Consider the following 20,718-nt stretch of genomic DNA (forward strand, 5'->3'; position numbering starts at 1 on the left):
CCTGAACCTGAACCTGAACCTGAACCTGAACCTGAACCTGAACCTGAACCTGAACCTGAGTCTAATCAGGACTTAATGGTATTTGACCCAAATCATCATGAGTTAATCGGATTTGAGTCAGCGTCTGTTCAAGAGACAAGTAATGTTCTGGAGGAAGATTTTATTCCGGTACCAGAACAAAAGTCAGTACAAATTCAGGCTGAAACCCAAGCCAAAAATATTGAACCTGAACCAGCTTTTACTGCTGAGCCTATAGGTTTATTTGAAGCGCCTAGCACTGATTTTTCACTTGCCCAAGATACGCCTGTTACTCATGATTTAGCTTTAGAACCTGTTGTCGAGCAACCGTTACTGGTGGAAACTCCAGAGGCGATTGAGAAGGTTGAAGTTGTAAAAGAAGTTAGTGCAACTGATAATGCGCAGTTGATGCCTCAAGACATCTTGAAGCTGGCTCCTCAAGTTTTAGAAGGTGAGTGGTCACTTGAAAAATGGGAATACTGGTTTAGAAACAGTCAGCTTTCTCCCGCTGTTCAAGAACTTGCACAGCATGGTGTGATGACTGGGGAAATTGGTGGTAACACGGTTTTCCATATTCCTCAGGAATATGAAAATATGCTGACCCAATTACAACAAGGCCTTATTGATGCATTAAATGAGCAATGGCCGAATACTCAATTTACAGTTGAATATGGTGCTTTGAATACATCTACACCATATACCATTCAAAGTGCGCGTAAAGAAAAAGCCTTTCACCGAGCAGCCGAGCTATTACAGCAACAGCCAGTTATTAAAAGTCTTATAGAAACTTTTGATGGCGAACTACAAAATATTCAATTAAAACCTTAAATTTAAATGAGTTTTGATCTGGTGCAGAATATGAAAATAATAGAATTTTCATATTTTTCACTGGATTGAAATATTCAGGTCATGTCACTGTCATTGTGCTTTTCTATGTTAGTCATTTTAGATTTTAAATGGACTATATATCGTCATGAAAAGGCAATGCACAGGAACAATATCCTTTAAATATTCATATTTTTTATTAATCGGCGCCATTCTGCTGAGTGGTTGTAACGATTCGACAAATGATAATTCGAATACGCCAGAAACAGGTAAAAAGCCTGTAATGCGCTGTGCTCCATAAACTTAAATAATAAAAAGAACCTGATCATGATTACACGTCGTAAATTTTTAAATTATTCTTTAAATATGGGTTTTGGTGCAGCGGCATTGGCAGCGTTCCCATCTAGTATTCAAAAAGCTTTAGCAATTCCTGCAAATAATAAAACTGGCACTATTCAGGATGTCGAACACGTTATTATTTTAATGCAGGAAAATCGATCTTTTGACCATTACTTTGGTACCTTAAAAGGCGTTCGAGGCTTCGCCGATCGTTTTACAATTCCTCTTCCTAATGGCCGCCGTGTTTGGGAGCAACTTAGACGCAATGGGCAAGTTTTAACGCCTTTTCACTTAGATGGTACAGCCAATAATGCACAGCGTGCAGATGGCACGCCACATACGTGGAACGATAGCCAGTTGGCGTGGGACAATGGGCGTATGGCGAACTGGCCAACCTATAAAACTGATATATCAATGGGTTATTTTAAAGAAAAAGAAATTCCATATCAGTTTGCACTCGCCAATGCCTTTACGATTTGTGATGCCTACCATTGCTCTATGCACACTGGAACAGATGCAAACCGTTCTTTTCATTTGACTGGTACAAATGGTGCAACACCAACCAAGCGTTCATTTGTAAACAATGAATGGGACTGGATTGATGGTAATCCAGCTACGGCAGAACGCGGTTATACATGGAAGACCTATGCTGAGCGTTTGGAAGAAGCAGGGGTAAGCTGGATTTGTTATCAAAATATGCCAGATGAATGGGGCGATAACATGCTTGGTGCATTTCGTACATTTAGAAAGGCAAATATTGCATCTGGTTATCCTGTTGCAAGCGGTGGTGAACCAAACAAACCCTACGCCGATACAGGTCAAAAGCTACCCTATAAAGCCTATGATGCGGCTACTGATAATGCCAAAAATCCACTTTATAAGGGTATTGCAAATACATTGCCGGGCAATAAACCAGAAGAATATCTCGATGCTTTTAAACGAGATATTCGTGAAGGTAAGTTACCTCAAGTCTCTTGGATTAATGCGCCATCAATTTATTGTGAACATCCAAGCCCTTCAAGCCCAGTTCAAGGGGCATGGTTTATTCAAGAAATTATTGATGCATTAACTGCTGTGCCAGAGGTTTGGAGTAAAACAGCACTTATTATCAATTTTGATGAAAATGATGGTTATTTTGACCACGTACCATCACCATCTGCGCCATCACGACTTGCAAATGGTCAATACGCTGGCAAATCGACATTAAGCAGTGCCGATATGCAGGATGAATATTTTGACCACGCAGCGCCTGAAGGAAGCCATTCTCAGCCTACACCTGATGGCCGCGTTTATGGTCCGGGTCCTCGTGTTCCGTTATATGTGATTTCCCCATGGAGTCGCGGTGGCTGGGTGAACTCGCAAGTGTTTGACCATACTTCTGTGCTTATGTTTTTAGAAAAACGTTTCGGTGTAAAAGAGCCGAATATCAGTCCATACCGCCGTGCAGTGTGTGGTGATTTAACCAGTGCATTTAACTTTAAAACACCAAATGCAGATGTTTTACCTCAGCTCAATGGTAAACAGACACGTTTGCAGGCAGATGAGCTAAGAGAAAACCAAGAAGCTTTGCCAGCTGTACCTGTACCAACGGATATTAAGTTACCGATTCAGCAAAGTGGTATACGCTTGTCACGGGCATTGCCTTACGAACTGCACACCAGCGCGCGCTGTAAAGCTGATGGTAAGGTGCAATTGATTTTCTCTAATACAGGTCAGCAAACAGCAGTTTTTCATGTATATGACAAGCTCAATCTGGACCTTATTCCAAAGCGTTATATTGTAGAGCCAAATAAAACCTTAGACGATGAATGGAATGCTTTAAAAGATAACTTAGGCCGCTATGACTTATGGGTACTTGGTCCAAATGGTTATCACCGTCACTTTAAAGGTGATACTCAACGTATTATCGATAGTGAGATTAAACCTGAAATTCGAGTGTGTTATGACATTGCCAACGGCGATGTTTACGCAGAACTCATGAATGAAGGAACCAAGGATGCAATATTGACAATTAAGCCTCGTGCATATCGCCAAGATGCTCCGTTACAACTTACCGTAAAAGCTGGCCAAGTTGTTAAGCAACACTGGGCTTTGGCTGAGGTTGGACATTGGTATGATTTTGAAATCACGAGTCAGAGTGATCCATATTATTACCGACGTTTTGCTGGTCGAGTTGAAACGGGTGAAGATTCGTTTAGTGACCCCGCAATGACCTAAGTTCGGGTGAGGCAAAAAGAACAAATCATTTTCTTTTTGCCTCGTTTTTTATAATAAAAAATTCTCTAAGACTTCACGAACTGACTCAGAAATGGGTACGGTCTTACGCGTTTCACGATCAACAAATACATGCACAAAATGTCCTTGAGCTGAGGCTTGATCTTGACTTTGTTTAAAGATCGCCAATTCATAACGTAGTGAAGTCGTGCCGATTTTACCAATCGCAACACCTACCTGAATAATTTCGGGAAAAGATAATTCCTGAAAAAAACTACAAGCTGAATCGACCACTAACCCAATTGATTTTGCTTCATGAATATCAAAACCTGTTTTTTGAATGAGCAAAGCATTGGCTGCCGTATCAAAGTAACTATAGTAAGTCACATTATTCACATGACCATAGATGTCGTTATCTGCCCAACGTGTTTGAATGTCTAAAAAGAACTTAAATTGATCGCGGGTTTTTAAAACTGGTTTAGTCATTAATGAATCGCCTGATAAATTGCCAAAGCAGCGGCTTCTGTCATGTCACGTGGGTTATTTTGTAGCAAGCGAGTTTGCAACATGGCATCTTGAGCAAGTCTAGGTAAGCTCGACTCATCAATACCCAATTCTCTAAGTTTTAGGGTCAAGCCGCTACGGTCTAAGTGGTTCTGCATATGGTCAATAAACAGATCACACAAACCATCGGTACTGCCATTACTATATGGATCTAGCCATTGCATAAGCTCTGCATAGTATTTTTTTGCATTGGGTGCATTAAATTTTAATACTTCTACTAACATTAGGGCATTGGTATGCCCATGCGACAAATGAAAATGCCCACCAAGTGGATAAGCTAAAGCATGCACAGCGGCAACGGGCGAGTTTGCAAATGCCTGACCTGCGAGCATTGAACCGAACAGCATGTTTTGACGTGCTTCTAAATCATTACCATCTTTAAGAACTTTCGGTAAGTTATGGTTCAGTAACTTCAAAGCATTCTTAGCTAAAATATCAGTATAAATATTCTTTTTATGCTTAGAGGTATATGCCTCAATGGCATGCACCATCGCATCAATACCTGTTGCAGCGGTAATATGTGCTGGAAGATTTTGAGTGAAAGTAGCATCAAGAATTGCAGTGTCGGCGTACAGTACTGGAGAGACAATCCCCATTTTTGTTGTCTCACCAGTAGTCACAATTGAAATAGGCGTTACTTCAGAACCTGTACCGGCTGTCGTTGGAATTAAAATAAGAGGTAGGCGAGCAGTGGTTACTTGGTTTACGCCGTACATCTCTTGCAAATTTTGAGTTTGATTGGGGTGGGCGAGCAAGGCAATTACTTTTGCAACATCTAAAGAACTACCACCACCAAAACCAATAATCGCGTCTACGTTTTGTTGTTTTGCGTAATTAGCTGCATCTAAAACAACTTGTTCGGGTGGATCAGCTTGCACATCTGCAAAAGTGACATATTCAATATTAAGCGTATCTAAAATTTGAAGAATGGGCAGATGTAACTGATTTTTGATCATGCCTGCATCTGTGACTAGCAATAGCTTACGGTAAGCTTTTGAAGACAAAACATTCTGTAATTCTTGTATAGAGCCTAAGCCAGAGATGATATTTGGAACGGTTTGAAATTGAAAATGGCTCATATACATTATTTCCTTATTCTTGAACATTATTGTTGAACGGTTTTATAAGATTCAATCTTCAAATAACTTAGCATAAGACACTTTAAAATAAAGTAGTTCTGAGGCGATTATGTTGAGTGTTGTATGAGATAAACGCTATTTTTATATGGTCGAAGTGGGATATTCAGGCGATACACAAGTTATTTGAAAGGCCATTGAACGGTGGGCTTTTTGTTATTTATAGGCTTGTGTAGATTTTCGAGTAGACTACTAATTTATATAATGCCTTAACAATTTATAATTTTATTCGGTTCTAAAAAATGAAAATTTCTAAAACTTTATTTAGTGTTATTGGATGCACTTGCTTCATGCTGAGCTCAGCCGCAATCGCGAAAACCAGCTCTGCCGTATATTCACCTCAAAAGGGTGTAATTTGTGACAAATATATTTGCGCTGACAAAAAAGGTGTCTCTAAAAAACTTACAGTTAAATACTTAGGCACTTATAAAGCCAATAAAGCATTCTCTCAAGGCGATTTTGATACATCAGCATTTACACTCTCAAATGGTGTGTTCTGTGATACCAAGACAAAACTATGTCATGTCGATCGATATTTTGAGAATGGACATCGCAGTAAGATTGATAGAAATATGACTGATAAACTATTTAAAAATAAGTGATTTTTGTCTTCATTTTGCTTAAAAGCCCATAATATTTGGGCTTTTTTACAGTTGAACGAAAGTGAGATGAACAGAACAAATTATTCCTTATTTCTGCGAGGAATGAGTTTTAGTTCCAGATTATTAAGATCTATGATTTGATTAGATGAATCAACAAGCTTTAATTTGAGGTGATCATCTGAATTCTTCTTAAAAACTTTAACGACATCTTTATCTTTTTCAATAAAATTACCACCAGATTCAAGCATGGCAAGCAATACAATATTTAGGCTTTTTCCTTTTGTGGTGAGTAAGTATTCTTTTCGCTCTCGAAATCCAACTTCTTTGTAAATTGATAGTTCAAATACCTCTAATTGGATAAGGTGTTTTAGACGATTAGATAAAATTTGCTTTGATATGCCTGTATTTTCTAGAAAATCATTAAATTTCGTTACACCATAAAAAGCTTCTCTCAACAATAGAATCGTCCAACTATCGTTCAATATCTCAGCAATTTTGAAGATTCCACATGCATCTACTGAAAATCTATGATTTGGAATAATTTGATTTGACATCAGAGATGGCTCCAATTAGTATGAGTCTATAATTTAGACCTAGCATTAATTCAGGTAGCATTATGCCATTTATAAATATACAAACTATAGAAGGTTTACTAGATAAAGAGAGTAAAGCTGAGCTTTTCAAACGAATAACAGATTTATTTGTAGAGATAGAAGGAAAGGGAAATCCAGCTTTTCAAGAGCATGTCTGGATACGAATTGATGAATATCCACCTGAACAGTGGCAATTAGGTAGCTTAAGGCCAACGAAGGAAATGATTGAGTTAATTAGCAACGTTAAATGATTGTTTTGGGCCTTTTACTAAAGCTGTATTAGTAAATCATAAGTTGTACATTAAGAAGTAGTTGCTATCCTGTTTTAGGATTTAAAGCTCATATAATTATTAATAATGTAAGTGTCTGCTTTGCTTTAAAAGCTCTCTTCGGAGGGCTTTATTATTTTATTCAAAATTAGAAGGTCAGCTACTTTGTCGACTGATTTATCAACTTTTAATCTATTGATAAACATTATTTTCCTTTTCAAGCCATGTGAGTTTTGACAAAATGCAACACGTCACAATGGTCAATTCGATTCTGACAATAATTTATAGCTTTGTCAGGATTTTACATGCACCATATTTATTTCTATTTAATTCAAATGCTTGGAAGTAGTTTCTAATGGAAACACAATATAAGGTGTTATGCGTCTGTTTAGGAAACATTTGCCGTTCTCCCACGGCTGAAGTGGTTTTTAGACATTATTGTGATGCGCATCAACTTAATGTCATTGTCGATTCAGCTGGAACGAGTAATTATCATCCAAATAAAGCACCAGATCAGCGTAGTCAGTTGCACGCTAAAAAAAGAGGTTATGACTTATCGTCTTTGCGTGCCAGACAGCTTTCAACTCAAGACTTTTTAGAATTTGATTTGATTTTGGCAATGGATCATCAAAACTTTGATGATATTCATGACATGGTACAAAGTGCGGTTTCTCAGTTTGGTACTCATCAAATTCGTGCAAAAATAGCTTTAATGAGTGAGCATGATCCTCAATATCTACAACAAGCCTTACCTGATCCTTATTATGGTGGTGCTGATGGCTTCGAGCGCGTACTTGACCAATGCGAGTCTAGTAGTTTGGCGTGGATTAATATTTTAAAAAAACAATTGAATGTTTAAGAATAGGTTTTTCAACACAATGCAAATTCAGAATCAGGTACAGCTTAAGCCATTCAATACATTAAGTTTAGATGCAACAGCTTCACATTACACAAAAGTCGGTAATATTCAGGATATTGAAGAAGCTTTGGATTTTGCTAAGCAGCATCATTTAAATGTACTTGTGTTATCGGGCGGTAGTAACATGTTGCTGCCGCAGCAGATTCAAGCACTAGTAATTCATCTTGATATTCAAGGAATTGAAGTTTTATCTGAAGATCAGGATTCTGTTCGAGTCAAAGTAGGTGCAGGACAAGTTTGGCATGATTTTGTTTTATATAGTACAAAACAGAATTGGTTTGGTTTACAGAATTTAGCACTTATTCCAGGCTTAGTTGGTGCTTCACCTGTACAGAATATTGGTGCTTATGGTGTTGAGGTAGGTGAGTTTATTGAGTCCGTACAAGTGTATGACCGTAAATTAAAACAAACTCAGATAATTTTAGCGGTAGACTGCCATTTCGCTTATCGTCATAGCATTTTTAAAGATGGCCCAAACCGTTACATCATTACGCATGTCACTTTTAAATTACTTAAACAGCCACAATTAAAACTTAACTATGGTGATTTAAAACAAGCAGTTGGAGACAATCAGACTGCCGAGAACTTACAAAATCAAGTCATCCATATTCGCAAAAGTAAACTCCCTGATCCAAAAGAATATCCAAATGTGGGTAGTTTCTTTAAAAATCCGATTGTTAACTCTCAAGAATTCGAACGTTTAATCACACAATTCTCAACAATTCCTCATTATCCTCAAGCCAATGGAAACGTTAAAATTGCAGCAGGATGGTTAATTGATCAGGTGGGTTGGAAAGGTAAACAACTTGATATGGTGGGGATGTTCCATAAACAGGCATTGGTTTTGGTGAATTATGCCAATGCATCTCTCACAGATGTAAAGAAAACTTATCAGACTGTACAACATGATGTTGATCAGCGTTTCCATATTATGTTAGAACCAGAGCCTGTGCTTTATAACAGTTTAGGTTTAATTGAAAATCATACGGAATAGTTTTATGCTAAAAGTACACTTAATGGTACGTTTTGTACAAGTAGTTACAATGCTATTTGTACTATTAGGCTGTTTCGTGGTTTTTTTATATTCACCGTTTTATTCAAAACTTATTGTAGCTGGGCTTAACTATTTTGTTCCAGTAGATGTGAATGAAGTGGCTGCAGAAAGTCAGCGGAAAGCCGCATTAAGTGAACATGATAATTTAGAGCCTGGATCAAATTTATGGATTGCTCATCAGGCTTATTTAAAGCTGACGGAAGATGCTTTACGTGAAAAAAAGACAGCCGATTTGAGCTATATACAAGAAAACTATAAGGCTTTGCAGCAAATTATTCTTTTAGAAGAAAAAGAAGAGGAGTTAGAGGAAGAAACGTCAGCTGTTAGTGTTCCTTTAGTCGCTAAAAATTCAGAAATTGATGCAGCTGATGAAGCAAGTGGCCCTATTGATGAAGCGTTATTTATTAATAGTTCGGAAAATAAAGCGCTTACAGAGCAATATACTGAGTTTTTAGCAAGAAAACCTGTAGTACCAGAACATCAAAAAGCGATAAGCGAGCCTGAACAGACAGTTGAATATGTACGTAAAAATCCGCTGCCGACTCAACCTAAAAAGTTGTCAGAACCCTACGCCATTGTGGTTCTAGGTGGTGGTTTAACTTTAGATAAAAATGGCAAAGATATTGTTGTTAACAGCTACACACGTCTGAGACTAGAAAAAACCTTAGAAGTTGAAAAACAGAATCAGCTTCCTATTGTACTGAGTGGTGTTGAAGCGCCATATATGCAAACTTGGTTAAAAGAGCGGGGCGTTGATGCAAAATTACTAGAAAATCGAAGTATGAACACCTGTGAAAATACACGATTTAGTTCTTTATTGCTTCAGAAAAAAGGTGGGGCACCGACGGTCATGTTGGTTACAGATGAATACCATATGCCGCGTACACGCCGACTATTTGCTTTAAATGGTATAGAAACAATTCCTGTTGTGGCTCCAATGCCAACACCACTGACACGCTGGAAACCAAGTGTGCAAAATTACGATCATAGTCGTCGTGCAAATTATGAATTACTTGCGACAATTCGCGACATGTTGTTTGGCTCAAGTGATTGTCGAGAGGTACCTTAATGTCAGACATCCCGTTTCTCAATCCTGCCGTATTAAAAAAATTAGATTTGCCGGTTCCTAATCGTGATCTTACGCCACAGGTTTTAAGTCCACTCAATTTAAATACATTAGAAGAACCATCGCGAGATTTGTTGGCCTATCGCAAATTGTATGGTTTACATTTACTTGAATGTGACCATTGGCAGGGCTATGTTCAGATGCCTTTATTTCGCTTACATGTGCAAGTTTTCAAACCTAAAGTAGAGAAAGTACAAGGTACTGTCTGTTTATTACATGGTTATCTTGAGCATAGTGGTATTTATCAGCCCATCATTCGTGAAATCCTTGAACAAGGCTTTAGTGTTATTACCTACGACTTACCCGGACATGGTTTGAGCAATGGTTCACCAGCAAGTATTCAAAATTTTGATCACTATCAACAAGTTTTGATGGCTGTTTATCAATATGTAAAACATGCAGATCAGTTGCCTAAACCATGGGTGGGAATTGGTCAAAGTACAGGTGGGGCAATCTGGATGCATCACTTGTTAGAATATGCTGAAAAACGTCAAGATCCAATTGTCGATAGAGTTTTGTTGCTTTCACCCTTAATTCGCCCTGCAAAAACAGCATGGTGGCATAATCCCGTTGGATTGGGCATTATTCGCCGTATTAAGCGCCAAGTACCAAGACACTTTAGACGTAATAATCATAATCCTGAATTTTTACGTTTTATTCGTTTAAAAGATCCGTTGCAGCCTCGAATGATGGGCATGGACTGGATTTTGGCAATGTCAAAATGGATGCAAGAAATGGAAGAGCGGCCCGCTTGCCGTATTCCTGTCTGGCTTGCACAAGGTGCTCTCGATCAGACAGTTGATTGGCGTTATAACATTGAATTTATTCGTCGTAAATTTAGGCTGCAAACGCTATTAATGCTTGAAGAAGGTTCTCATCAATTAATTAATGAACGTGCTGATATACGTGCAGCTTTAACAGGTTTGATTCCAGCATTTTTACATGCGAAGCCAAAACATTTTTATTATTAAAACATAATGCATCTATCCCATAATTCTGAATAGATGCATGACTTAATGCGTGTGCTTTATTTTGAATTTTGATAAAGCTGCATAAAGTTTTTATAAACCGAAGATTGTTTTTGTGGACTATACATATTGCGTTCGATTGTTCCTTTATCCGTTTTTATCAAAACGTTTACATTTTGAGCATTTTTAAACTCTTGTAAGAATTTGCTTGGAATAATAAAGAAAGTTGTTGAATGTTTAGGAACTAATCGACTTACATTGGTTTTCTCAGTCGCTTGAGCGGGTTGATAAGTAAATCGTTTCCCATCAATATCAAATATTAACTCGTTAATATCATAAAAGTTATAACTACTACTTAAATGAACATCTACGCGAAGCTGATCTTTTTGATTCTCGTTCCATTTAACGAGCAAGCTAGGGCATAATTCAGTTGGTAAACAGTTGAGCTGACCAACGGTCTTTACTTGTGTAGGAGCAGTTGCTTTATCTGTACCAAATAGTGTGGTGCTGCAAGCCGTTGTCAGTAGGCACGAACTCAATAAGAGTAGAGATTTCTTCATCATATAAATTCCAAGATAGTATGTTTAATATTATTTAGTTTAAAGCCAATAAATTTTGACATAAATTAACGAGTAATTGGGCTTAAAAATAAAAATGGTTTTGCAATTTTAAAGGAAGAAGTGGCATCACCCGCATAGATATGACTTTGATCAGGTCCTAAATCTAGTCTACGCGTTTTTCCATCTTTAAAATTAATGTTTTTCAAATCAACCCAAAACACATTTGGTGATAGGGCAGACTCGAAAAAATAGAGCATTTGTTTATGATCGGCCACAGTGCGCCAGCGAGTTGAAGAGATATTTGGTTCTTCTTGAGTATTGAGTCCATAGGGAACAGATGCATTTCGAATCACACTAAATACAGAAGCTTGAGCCTGTTTACTATCATCATTTTTAGGAATTGCATTAATGTAAAAAGATGCACGAGCAAAGCGATCGGATGCTCGATTTGTACCAGGGAGCATGATCGTGCCACCAATTTGTTTCCAATATTCGGCAAGTGCTAGTTGCTTATCGAAAGTAGGCGAGTTAGTCATGACCTGATAGCTTCGGCTATGGTGAATAACCTGCTTTCCACCAATATATTCAATAATTGCGCTATCACCTGTTTTATCAGAAATAGATAAATGCAGGGTAGTAAGGCGTGTTTCGCCTGGGACATTATCGGTCACAATCGTGTAAGGTTCTTTTTCTAATGCTTTAACGGCTTCATCGACAGTTGCGAAATTATCGAGTACATATTGAGCCCAAGCTGCGATACTAAGTAAGGGCTTATCTGTTTTTTTCACATCTGGATATTGAGATTCTACTAACCATAAAATATTAGCAACTAACCCAGCTTCATTCATGCCATCTGTTGTGGAAACTTCATAACCTGTGGCAATCACGCTTCCGTATTTAGAAGTCCACTTAATTGAATTAGGTCCTGCACTCCCATCACGAGCAATACCACTCGGCATAATCCATAAATTTGTGCCCGTATCAACTTTCCAGTCCATTGAGCGAGCAGTAATAATATGTTGGTTATTACCCAAATATACAGCGCGCGTACAAGCAACAGCATAGCTACTTAAACCTACAGCCAATGCAACAAAAGAAGAGATGAATGTTTTTTTGAACATGATGAGATACCTTCTTGTTATAAGCATTAAAAAAATTTTTATTAAATAAAATTAAAATGTGTACGTTATTTATACTTTTATATTAGGTGAAAAATCTATTAAAGACAAATTAAAAGGAGACGTAAGTTTAAGCAAAAATCACATATTCGTTTTAAATAGGGAAGAGCATCACACTATAAATGTAATGCTCAAATTATAGGATTAATATAAATTAAAAATGGTTGGCATCAGCCATATTCCACATCCGATAATAGAAATTATCATCATCACTATTCAGTTCAGATTGTAAAAGCTCGCCTTCTTTTAAGAAAAAATGCAATTGAGCGTAGTTCTTAATTTCACGATCGTTTACTCGCTGAGCCAAATGGTGGGCTTTAATATCCGAAGGATGACGTAAACCAGCGGCAGCAATCATTTCAGATAAAGCATGCAAGGTGTTTTTATGAAAATTAAATACACGTTCTGCTTTGGTCGGTACATCAATTGCTTTTTGTCGGTCTTTATCTTGGGTTGCAATACCTACTGGGCATTGGTTCGTGTGACAGCTTTGTGCCTGAATACATCCAACAGCAAACATGAAACCACGTGCCGAGTTAACCCAATCTGCACCTAACGCAAAAGTACTGGCAATATCAAATGCGCTAATGATTTTACCACTAGCACCAATTTTAACTTGATCTCTTAGTCCTGCACCAACAAGCGTGTTATGGACAAAGCGTAACCCTTCACGTAATGGAGTACCAATATTATCGCTAAACTCAATTGGCGCTGCGCCAGTACCACCTTCAGAACCGTCAACAACGATAAAGTCAGGAACAATTTTTGTTTCTAGCATTGCTTTAACAATACTCATAAATTGCCAAGGTTGACCAATGCACAGTTTAAAACCAACTGGTTTACCGCCAGACAATGTGCGCAATTTCTGTAAGAAATGCATCATTTCAATAGGGGTAGAAAAACTAGAATGCTTTGCAGGAGAAATACAATCGTGGTCGCGAGAAACGCCGCGGATTTGGGCAATTTCTGCGGTAATTTTATGTTTAGGTAAAATACCACCATGGCCTGGTTTTGCACCTTGTGAAAGCTTCAACTCAATCATTTTGATCTGTGGTAATTGAGATTGCTTGGCAAACTTTTGCTCGTCAAATTTCCCGTCTAAGGTACGGCAGCCAAAATAACCACTGGCAATTTGCCAAACAATATCACCGCCATTTTCCAGATGATAAGGGCTTAAACTACCTTCGCCAGTATCATGGTAGAAACCACCTAACTGCGCACCTTTATTTAACGCACGAATTGCGTTAGCACTTAAACTACCAAAGCTCATGGCAGAGATATTCATAATGGATGCGCTGTAGGGTTGAAGGCATTGTGCATTACCCACCTGAATACGAAAGCTCTTTGGATCAGCTGGTGGGCAAGGACTTATTGAGTGAACAATGAAGCGATAATTTTCTTGATAAACGTCAATGATTGAACCAAAAGGCTTATCTGCATTTTCATTTTTAGCACGTTGATAAACTAGACTTCTTTGCATACGCGAAAAAGGTAGAGCATCTTGATCCGCTTCAATAAAGTATTGGCGAATTTCTGGGCGTATATCTTCAAACAAAAAACGGAAATGCCCCATAATTGGGTAATTTCTTAAAATTGAGTGTTTATTCTGCAAAACATCATAGAGGCCTAATAAACTTAATGCACCAGTGAGCACCCATAAACCGTTAAGCAGAGTATCTGAAATAAAATAATAGATACTATGAGGGGTATATACGGTTCGAAACCATGTAATGCTGAGTGCAGTAAAAATACATAAGAACCAGAGAGAATGGCGTGAAAAGAATGTATTGAGAAATTTATGTCGAATGATTTGTGCTGGACTCGCCATATTGGAACAAATTCCTAATGTTTTACTGGTACATACCTTGCCAAGAAGCAAGTAAAACTACAAGTATGGAATTGTTAGTTTTAAGGGAAAGAAGAAGTACATTCAACGGTTCACTTGATTTGGAAATATACTTTTAAATAGAAAATACTTTAACTAAAAATAATATTTAATCTGAAGCTTTTAAGGTTGAGCTAAATTATAAAATGAATAGATTTCATAAATATTTAGCTATAATGAAAAACTAAATTTTATTAAATATTTTTCTAAAAATTTATATATAAATTAAAGATAAATTTAAATTTATTTATAAGTTAGGAAGATGTTTGAGTGTTATTTGTACATTTTTCGGGGTGGTCAATACTGTGCTATGTAATTGTTTTTTGCTAATATAGGTAAATTGAAATTATATTTTCAATAGCCATTACTACAACGATATAAGATTCTAAAAAATTATTGAAGGACTGCAATGAATTGGAAACTATTAATATGCTCTATTCTTCTAACAGGAGTCTTTTTCTTAACTTTAATGTTCTATCTAGGTTTTGATCTACATACTTTCAAAAAAGTAGCCCTAGTACAAAGTTTATTAGTTGCTGCGGCTATAATATTTGATTATATGGAACGAAAGAAGAATCCTATCTTTCCGGGATGTATCGTTTATCCCTTACTTGGTATTTTATTTGTTTTAGGGTTTACGCCTATTCTAGATTTTTTTGCTGAAAGACCCAAAGGATTTCATAGTTGGGATATTAAAAATATGCTGGTGATCAACTCTAATAGTGCTGACTATCAATTTAGGAAGCTGGCTTGGTATGGCAAAGCCTATATACAGTTAGGTTTTGCTATGGTAGGTGGATTTCTCGGCTTGTTTTTTCATTTAATTTTTAGAAATAGTTAAGCTAACATCATCTTTTTTCGTCAGTGCAAAGTTCTGCCTAATTACTGAAACTTTTAAAAAATTCTACAAATGGTATAAATTACTTAGATTTCTTCTTCATAAAATATTCTTTTCTTATTCATTTAAAATATATAGAATAATCAGGAGCTTGCTTTTTGTTCTTGTTTTTAACCAAAGGTTAAAAAATTATAAAATATTACAAGTGATGGTGAAATTTAACTAATTAAAAAATATAATTTTTTTAGTAAAACTAATAAAAACTGACTAGAAGTATCGAAAATTGATGCAAAAAGTGTGATAAGCCATAATTTTTTTTATAATTGAGAAATTCATCAGAATTTGAATTGTTAATTGATATTTAGAATGAAATTAATATTAGCGTTTTTGTTGTTTTTTTGTATTATGCACGGTAAGTAGAGTAAAAAAATAACGCTTTGAAAAAACAATCAGAAAAGCTAGTGATTGTGATGGGGAGGGCTAGTTTTTACATCTATTAATTTTATTGGCGTAATGTAAAAAGGTTTTTAACCATGAAAAAGTCTCTCATTTATTTGTCAGCAATTACTTTGGGTTTAATGTCTATCAATGCTGCAAATGCTGCAACTGCAACAGGCACCTTGACTGTTAAAGCAACAATTACAAATAGTTGTGTATTGAATACTTCAGCTACAGGTACAACTGCAAATGCAGTTTTAGATTTCGGTACTTTAAGTTCTCTTGCTAGCAATGTAGATGCAGACACCACAACGACAGGTGGTACTGCAATTAAAGTTTTATGTAACAACACTGTGCCATGGACTTTGGCTTTTGATGCGGGCAAAAATGCTCAAACTACTCAACGTCGTATGATTGGTGGTGCAACAAGCAACGAATTTATTCCTTACAACCTTTTCTCTGACACTAACCGTGCAACAGCGATTGGTATTGCAACAACTGCGTATAGCGGTACTGGTACTGGTGCACCGCAAACAGTTAACGTCTATGGTCGTATTCCTGCTGGTTCAACTTTGCCAAGCGCAGGTAGTTATGTTGACACCGTAACCGTAACAGTGACTTATTAATTTTTAATAAGTTTATTGTGTCGTTGCTAGCTCTTGATTCCGGGAGCTAGCCTAATTTGAGAAAAGTAGTTCTGGGCAAATCATGAGAAAAAATATCTTTGTTATTACAAGTTTATTGTTATTTTTGCCTAGTATGCTGAACGCTGCATCAATTCGTCTTTCGCCTGTAAGTGTTGAAATGTTAAATGATCAAGCGGCATCCTCAATTAGTCTATATAACCAGTCAAATGAAAGCACTGATTTACAGGTACGTGTGTTTGAATGGCGCCAAAATGCTGGGCAAGATCAATTAATCCCTACAGATGAGATCGCAATTAGCCCGCCATTTTTAAAATTACAACCCAATGATTCTTATAATTTGCGTGTAGTTAGAATTAATCCAGCCCCCGTTTCTGGTGAACAAACCTATCGTATTATTATTGATGAACTACCAAAACCGATTGACAACCGTAAAGCAGACCAAGGAGTTAACGTACTATTACGTTCGTCATTGCCTGTATTTGTAGTCAATAAAGATGCAATGACTAAACTGACTTGGTCAATACAACAAGAGCAAAATAATTCTTATCTTACAATTAGTAATGTGGGCAACCGACATGCACTTTTAAGTAATTTAACACTTGTTGATATAACAGCAAATAAAAGTTATGCCATTAAAGTAAATACGGTGAATGGTTATATTCTTGCTGGGAAAGCAAGAAATTTTAATATTAGCCCTGATTTTAAATTTCAATCGGATCATAAATATAATATTTCATTGAATATTAACGGCAAGCAAACATCTCTTTAAAGAGGCACATATGAAATATCTCGTAAGTGCCTTATGTGTTATGTACTTGCCGATTAATGCGTTTGCTGAATCATTGCAAGATAAAACCAATATTGCTTTACCAAGTATTCCGGAAGTTACAAACTCTTCTCATCAGGTGTTCAATTCTGATAAGGCGTACACACAGCTTTTCTTGAAGATTTCTATTAACTCGAATATTTCAACAGATTTAATATCGGTACGCCAAGATCAAAATGGAAAGCTGTATATCCGCTCTCGTGACCTAAAAAGTTTAAGGGTAAAAATGGATGAGCACACTCCTGATAACCAATGGGTGTGTATTAACGAGCTAAAAGGAATCCAGTTTAAATATTTAGAGAATGAGCAGTCTCTAAACTTACAAGTTCCTTCGAACATGTTGACGGATTATTCAGTTGACTTAAATGGTCAAAAACTTACGAGTCCTCCTTTTTTTAAAAGGAAACCCTTAAACGCGGCTATTCTGAACTATAGTCTGTATAACACCATAACCAATGACGAGAATGTTCTTTCAGGTTCGGCAGAAGGTATTTTTAACAGCGCAATTGGTAACTTTTCTTCAGGGGTTTTATATAACGGTAGTAATGAAACTAGTTATAGCCATGAAAAGTGGGTGCGTCTGGAAAGTAAATGGCAGTATGTAGACCCTGAAAAGATCCGGATATATACCTTAGGGGACTTTATTTCTAATAGTTCTGACTGGGGAAATAGTGTACGTCTGGCAGGCTTCCAATGGTCAAGTGCTTACACCCAACGAGGCGATATTGTCACCTCGGCACTCCCGCAATTTTCCGGTTCGGCTGCACTCCCTTCAACTTTAGATTTATACGTCAACCAGCAAAAGATTTATTCAGGACTGGTGCCTTCAGGCCCGTTTGATATTAAACAGCTCCCGTTTATTTCGGGAAATGAAGTTACCCTTGTAACCACAGATGCAACGGGGCAGCAGAGTGTGACCAAACAAGCTTACTATTTTTCATCTAAAATTCTGGCAAAAGGCATTAATGAATTCTCAGTAGATGTCGGGGTTCCACGCTATAACTATGGGCTGTATTCAAACGATTATGATGATGCCACTTTTGCTTCGGGTGCGATTCGATACGGTTACAGTAACTCACTGACTTTAAGCGGTGGTGCAGAGGCTTCAACAGACGGCCTAACAAACTTGGGCACTGGTTTTGCCAAGAACCTATTTGGTTTTGGGGTGATCAATGCTGACATTGCAGCGAGCCAGTATAAAGATGAAAACGGTTATTCTGCTCTAGTCGGTTTAGAAGGGCGTATCAGCAAGAATATTTCGTTTAATACCAGTTATCGCAAAGTATTCGATAACTACTTTGACCTTGCCCGTGTGTCTCAGATTCGATATTTAAAAGAGAACCAGATTACTTCTGAACCACAGAATTACTTGAGCTACAGTGCATTGGCTGATGAGATATTTAGGGCAGGGATTAACTATAATTTTTATACAGGCTATGGGATTTATTTGGGTTATAACCAGATTAAATATAGCGACAACTCTAATAAATTAGTGTCTGCCAATTTAAGCGGAAGCCTGAACAAGAACTGGGGCTTTTATACCTCCGCGTATAAAGATTATGAAAACCATAAAGACTATGGCATTTACTTTGCGCTGCGTTATACACCATCTACCCGAGTCAATGCGATTACGAGTGTATCTAATGAAAGTGGTAAAACAACGTATAGACAAGAAATAAATGGATTTAGCGACCCACAAATCGGTGCATTTGGATGGGGAGGCTATGTTGAGCATGATCAGGATGCGAATCAAAACAATGCATCGGTCTATGCCTCTTACCGTGCTCGGGCAGCCTACCTGACAGGTCGATATAACCGAATTGGAGATAATGACCAAGTTGCACTTTCAGCGACAGGATCGTTGGTTGCAGCAGCAGGACGGATTTTTGCGGCCAATGAAATTGGAGATGGTTACGCGGTCGTAACCAATGCAGGACCACAAAGTCAAATTCTAAATGGTGGAGTAAATTTAGGAGCAACAGATGGAACTGGTCGATTCTTAATTGCAAATTTAAGACCTTATCAGCTTCATCATATCTATCTAGATCCATCATATTTACCTTTAGCATGGGATGTTACATCGACTAACCAAACAGCATTCGTAGGTTACCGTCAAGGAACCTTGGTTGACTTTGGCGCGCATCAAGTTATTTCAGGTGTGGTAAAACTTGTTGACCAGAACAAATCTGCGTTATTGCCAGGTTATACGGTTCGAATTAATGGGCAACAAGATGGAGTAGTTGGCTACGATGGTGAAGTATTTATTCCAAACCTATTAAAGCAAAACAAACTTGAAGTAGATCTTCTCGATCATGGTTTATGCCAAGTTAATTTTGCATATGAAAATAAGCAATACAGTGCTAAAAAATTGGGGCCTTATGTATGTCGATAACTACTGCAAGTCATAGTTTTTGGATGAAGAGTAAAAAGTTTTCGCTGGGCATAAAGTATATTTTAGCACCTGTTTTATTTTTTATATTATATGCATTTTTTAGCTCTGCACATGCTGCTTGTACGGTAACTGGAACCACTAATAGTACGTATACTTATACGGCTGCCACCATTAATAGTGATGCGAACATCAACTTTTCCGGCACAATTAGTTGTCTAGGGGGACGTACTACTCCTGAAATTTCACCTTATATGTGTATGAAAACCGTATTTACGGGAATTACAAACACCAATAATAGCGTGTCATTACCTTATACGGTAACCGCAACTGTAGGCGGAGCAGGTTCTTCTACTGCAAATCAGACCTCAAACGTTTGGTATGGGCCCGTGAGAACGGTTGCTTCAAATAATATTATTAGTTACTCGGTCAATGTAAAAGTCCCAGCCCGCACTGGTTCGCTGATTGCATACCCTAAAGGGACATATACTGGTACGGTTCAGCTTTTTTGGGACATGCAAGCAAGCTCTAGCACTGTCTGTGAAGGCGATAGTGGCGGTGGTTGGGATTCAGGAAATGCCACTATCACTGCTAATTATGTTGTACCGAGTTTGTGCCAATTAGATTCAACATCAAATGTGGATTTTGGCAATATTAATGATATTGGTACGACGAGTCGTGATTACACTGCGCAAGGTGCGGTGAATACGACTTGTAACAATGGAACGCCATATAGCATTTACTTGGGTGATGGAAATAACCGTATTGTTGGCGGTTTTAGACGTATGACAAATGGTAGTAGTCAATACATCCCTTATCAGCTATATCAGAACTCGGCTTATAGTACGGTATGGGACACTACTGGTGGTGTAACCGCGGTTGGAGGTTCTGGAGGTGTTTCTAAAACAGGCTTAGGCAATGCTCAAAGTACAAATGTGTATGGAAAAATTCCGCAGGGTACAACTATTTCAACGACTCCTGGTAACTACTCAGATACGATAGTTGTTACAGTAACTTACTAATGATCTGTTGGAATGTGACATTGAGTATGTTTCTGGTGGTGGGTTGCCAATGTGAATAGGCGTGAGTTTTAGATTTGATATTTAAGCTAGGCTTAATTTAAAGATTCAGCTCTAAAGAGTGCTTTCTATAAATTTGATTTTTAATTGTTTTAATTTGAAGGAAATAAAAAAGCTTTTAAAGAAACAATAGATGTAAAAAGGTGATTAACGGTAGTGTTGTTTTAGAATAAGTAAAAACAGAAAAAGACAAATTAAAAAAATAATAAAAAACATTTGATGAATAAATACCTTGTGAATATTAAATGTAT

The 20,718-nt window shown here is 37.3% G+C and carries 18 protein-coding genes and 1 pseudogene; 13 read left to right on the forward strand and 6 right to left on the reverse strand.

From position 1 onward, the window contains the following. Positions 1–846 (forward strand): annotated as a pseudogene (locus WA249_RS15860) (DNA polymerase III subunit gamma/tau); the annotation flags it as partial. Between the two features lie 324 nt (positions 847–1,170). Then, positions 1,171–3,399 carry a phosphocholine-specific phospholipase C gene (locus tag WA249_RS15865; protein WP_336170087.1) on the forward strand — a complete coding sequence of 743 codons (2,229 nt, stop codon included), beginning with the start codon at positions 1,171–1,173 and terminating at the stop codon, positions 3,397–3,399. 48 nt (positions 3,400–3,447) lie between these two features. Here WA249_RS15865 and WA249_RS15870 read toward each other — a convergent pair whose 3' ends face one another. Beyond that, positions 3,448–3,882 (reverse strand): acyl-CoA thioesterase, encoded by a 435-nt coding sequence (locus tag WA249_RS15870; protein ID WP_336170090.1) that lies wholly within the window; start codon positions 3,880–3,882, stop codon positions 3,448–3,450. Continuing rightward, on the reverse strand, positions 3,882–5,039 hold the full coding sequence (locus WA249_RS15875) for an iron-containing alcohol dehydrogenase (protein ID WP_336170092.1): 1,158 nt from the start codon (positions 5,037–5,039) through the stop codon (positions 3,882–3,884). The genes WA249_RS15870 and WA249_RS15875 overlap by 1 nt, the downstream gene beginning before the upstream one ends. A 299-nt stretch (positions 5,040–5,338) precedes the next feature. Between WA249_RS15875 and WA249_RS15880 the strand changes: the two genes are divergently transcribed. Next, positions 5,339–5,698: a YcgJ family protein gene (locus WA249_RS15880; protein WP_336170094.1), complete on the forward strand. Its 360-nt coding sequence runs from the start codon at positions 5,339–5,341 to the stop codon at positions 5,696–5,698. Between the two features lie 80 nt (positions 5,699–5,778). On the opposite strand, the gene WA249_RS15885 is transcribed toward WA249_RS15880, so the two are convergent. Then, complete coding sequence (locus WA249_RS15885) at positions 5,779–6,252, reverse strand: winged helix-turn-helix transcriptional regulator (RefSeq protein ID WP_336170097.1); 474 nt, start codon at positions 6,250–6,252, stop codon at positions 5,779–5,781. Between the two features lie 62 nt (positions 6,253–6,314). On the opposite strand from WA249_RS15885, the gene WA249_RS15890 reads away from it, so the two are divergent. The 5 genes from WA249_RS15890 (at position 6,315) to WA249_RS15910 (ending at position 10,630) form a co-directional block, all read left to right on the forward strand. Next, positions 6,315–6,542 (forward strand): tautomerase family protein, encoded by a 228-nt coding sequence (locus WA249_RS15890; RefSeq protein WP_336170099.1) that lies wholly within the window; start codon positions 6,315–6,317, stop codon positions 6,540–6,542. 373 nt (positions 6,543–6,915) lie between these two features. After that, complete coding sequence (locus tag WA249_RS15895) at positions 6,916–7,419, forward strand: low molecular weight protein-tyrosine-phosphatase (protein ID WP_336170101.1); 504 nt, start codon at positions 6,916–6,918, stop codon at positions 7,417–7,419. Positions 7,420–7,438: 19 nt separating this feature from the next. Then, on the forward strand, positions 7,439–8,473 hold the full coding sequence (gene murB, locus WA249_RS15900) for a UDP-N-acetylmuramate dehydrogenase (protein WP_336170103.1): 1,035 nt from the start codon (positions 7,439–7,441) through the stop codon (positions 8,471–8,473). Between the two features lie 4 nt (positions 8,474–8,477). Beyond that, positions 8,478–9,602 carry a YdcF family protein gene (locus WA249_RS15905; RefSeq protein ID WP_336170105.1) on the forward strand — a complete coding sequence of 375 codons (1,125 nt, stop codon included), beginning with the start codon at positions 8,478–8,480 and terminating at the stop codon, positions 9,600–9,602. Then, on the forward strand, positions 9,602–10,630 hold the full coding sequence (locus tag WA249_RS15910) for an alpha/beta hydrolase (RefSeq protein WP_336170107.1): 1,029 nt from the start codon (positions 9,602–9,604) through the stop codon (positions 10,628–10,630). The genes WA249_RS15905 and WA249_RS15910 overlap by 1 nt, the downstream gene beginning before the upstream one ends. A 56-nt stretch (positions 10,631–10,686) precedes the next feature. Here WA249_RS15910 and WA249_RS15915 read toward each other — a convergent pair whose 3' ends face one another. From WA249_RS15915 to WA249_RS15925, 3 genes are all read right to left on the reverse strand, one after another. After that, complete coding sequence (locus WA249_RS15915) at positions 10,687–11,190, reverse strand: hypothetical protein (RefSeq protein WP_336170108.1); 504 nt, start codon at positions 11,188–11,190, stop codon at positions 10,687–10,689. A gap of 62 nt (positions 11,191–11,252) precedes the next feature. Next, positions 11,253–12,308: a linear amide C-N hydrolase gene (locus tag WA249_RS15920; protein ID WP_336170110.1), complete on the reverse strand. Its 1,056-nt coding sequence runs from the start codon at positions 12,306–12,308 to the stop codon at positions 11,253–11,255. Between the two features lie 211 nt (positions 12,309–12,519). Then, on the reverse strand, positions 12,520–14,193 hold the full coding sequence (locus WA249_RS15925) for an FMN-binding glutamate synthase family protein (protein ID WP_336170112.1): 1,674 nt from the start codon (positions 14,191–14,193) through the stop codon (positions 12,520–12,522). Positions 14,194–14,659: 466 nt separating this feature from the next. On the opposite strand from WA249_RS15925, the gene WA249_RS15930 reads away from it, so the two are divergent. The 5 genes from WA249_RS15930 (at position 14,660) to WA249_RS15950 (ending at position 20,410) form a co-directional block, all read left to right on the forward strand. Next, positions 14,660–15,091: a hypothetical protein gene (locus WA249_RS15930; RefSeq protein WP_336170114.1), complete on the forward strand. Its 432-nt coding sequence runs from the start codon at positions 14,660–14,662 to the stop codon at positions 15,089–15,091. A 530-nt stretch (positions 15,092–15,621) separates the two neighbouring features. Beyond that, entirely contained in the window at positions 15,622–16,152 is a 531-nt protein-coding gene (locus WA249_RS15935; protein WP_336170116.1) for a Csu type fimbrial protein, read from the forward strand. A gap of 82 nt (positions 16,153–16,234) precedes the next feature. Further along, positions 16,235–16,942, forward strand: coding sequence for a fimbrial biogenesis chaperone (locus WA249_RS15940; protein WP_336170118.1), 708 nt, complete (start codon positions 16,235–16,237; stop codon positions 16,940–16,942). A gap of 40 nt (positions 16,943–16,982) precedes the next feature. Next, positions 16,983–19,391, forward strand: a complete 2,409-nt coding sequence (locus WA249_RS15945) for a fimbria/pilus outer membrane usher protein (protein WP_336170235.1) — start codon at positions 16,983–16,985, stop codon at positions 19,389–19,391. Further along, entirely contained in the window at positions 19,382–20,410 is a 1,029-nt protein-coding gene (locus WA249_RS15950) for a Csu type fimbrial protein (protein WP_442891984.1), read from the forward strand. Before WA249_RS15945 ends, WA249_RS15950 begins: the two co-directional genes overlap by 10 nt. Positions 20,411–20,718: the final 308 nt, after the last annotated feature.

The organism is Acinetobacter sp. 161(2023) (assembly GCF_037027805.1).
Taxonomy (GTDB): Bacteria; Pseudomonadota; Gammaproteobacteria; order Pseudomonadales; family Moraxellaceae; genus Acinetobacter.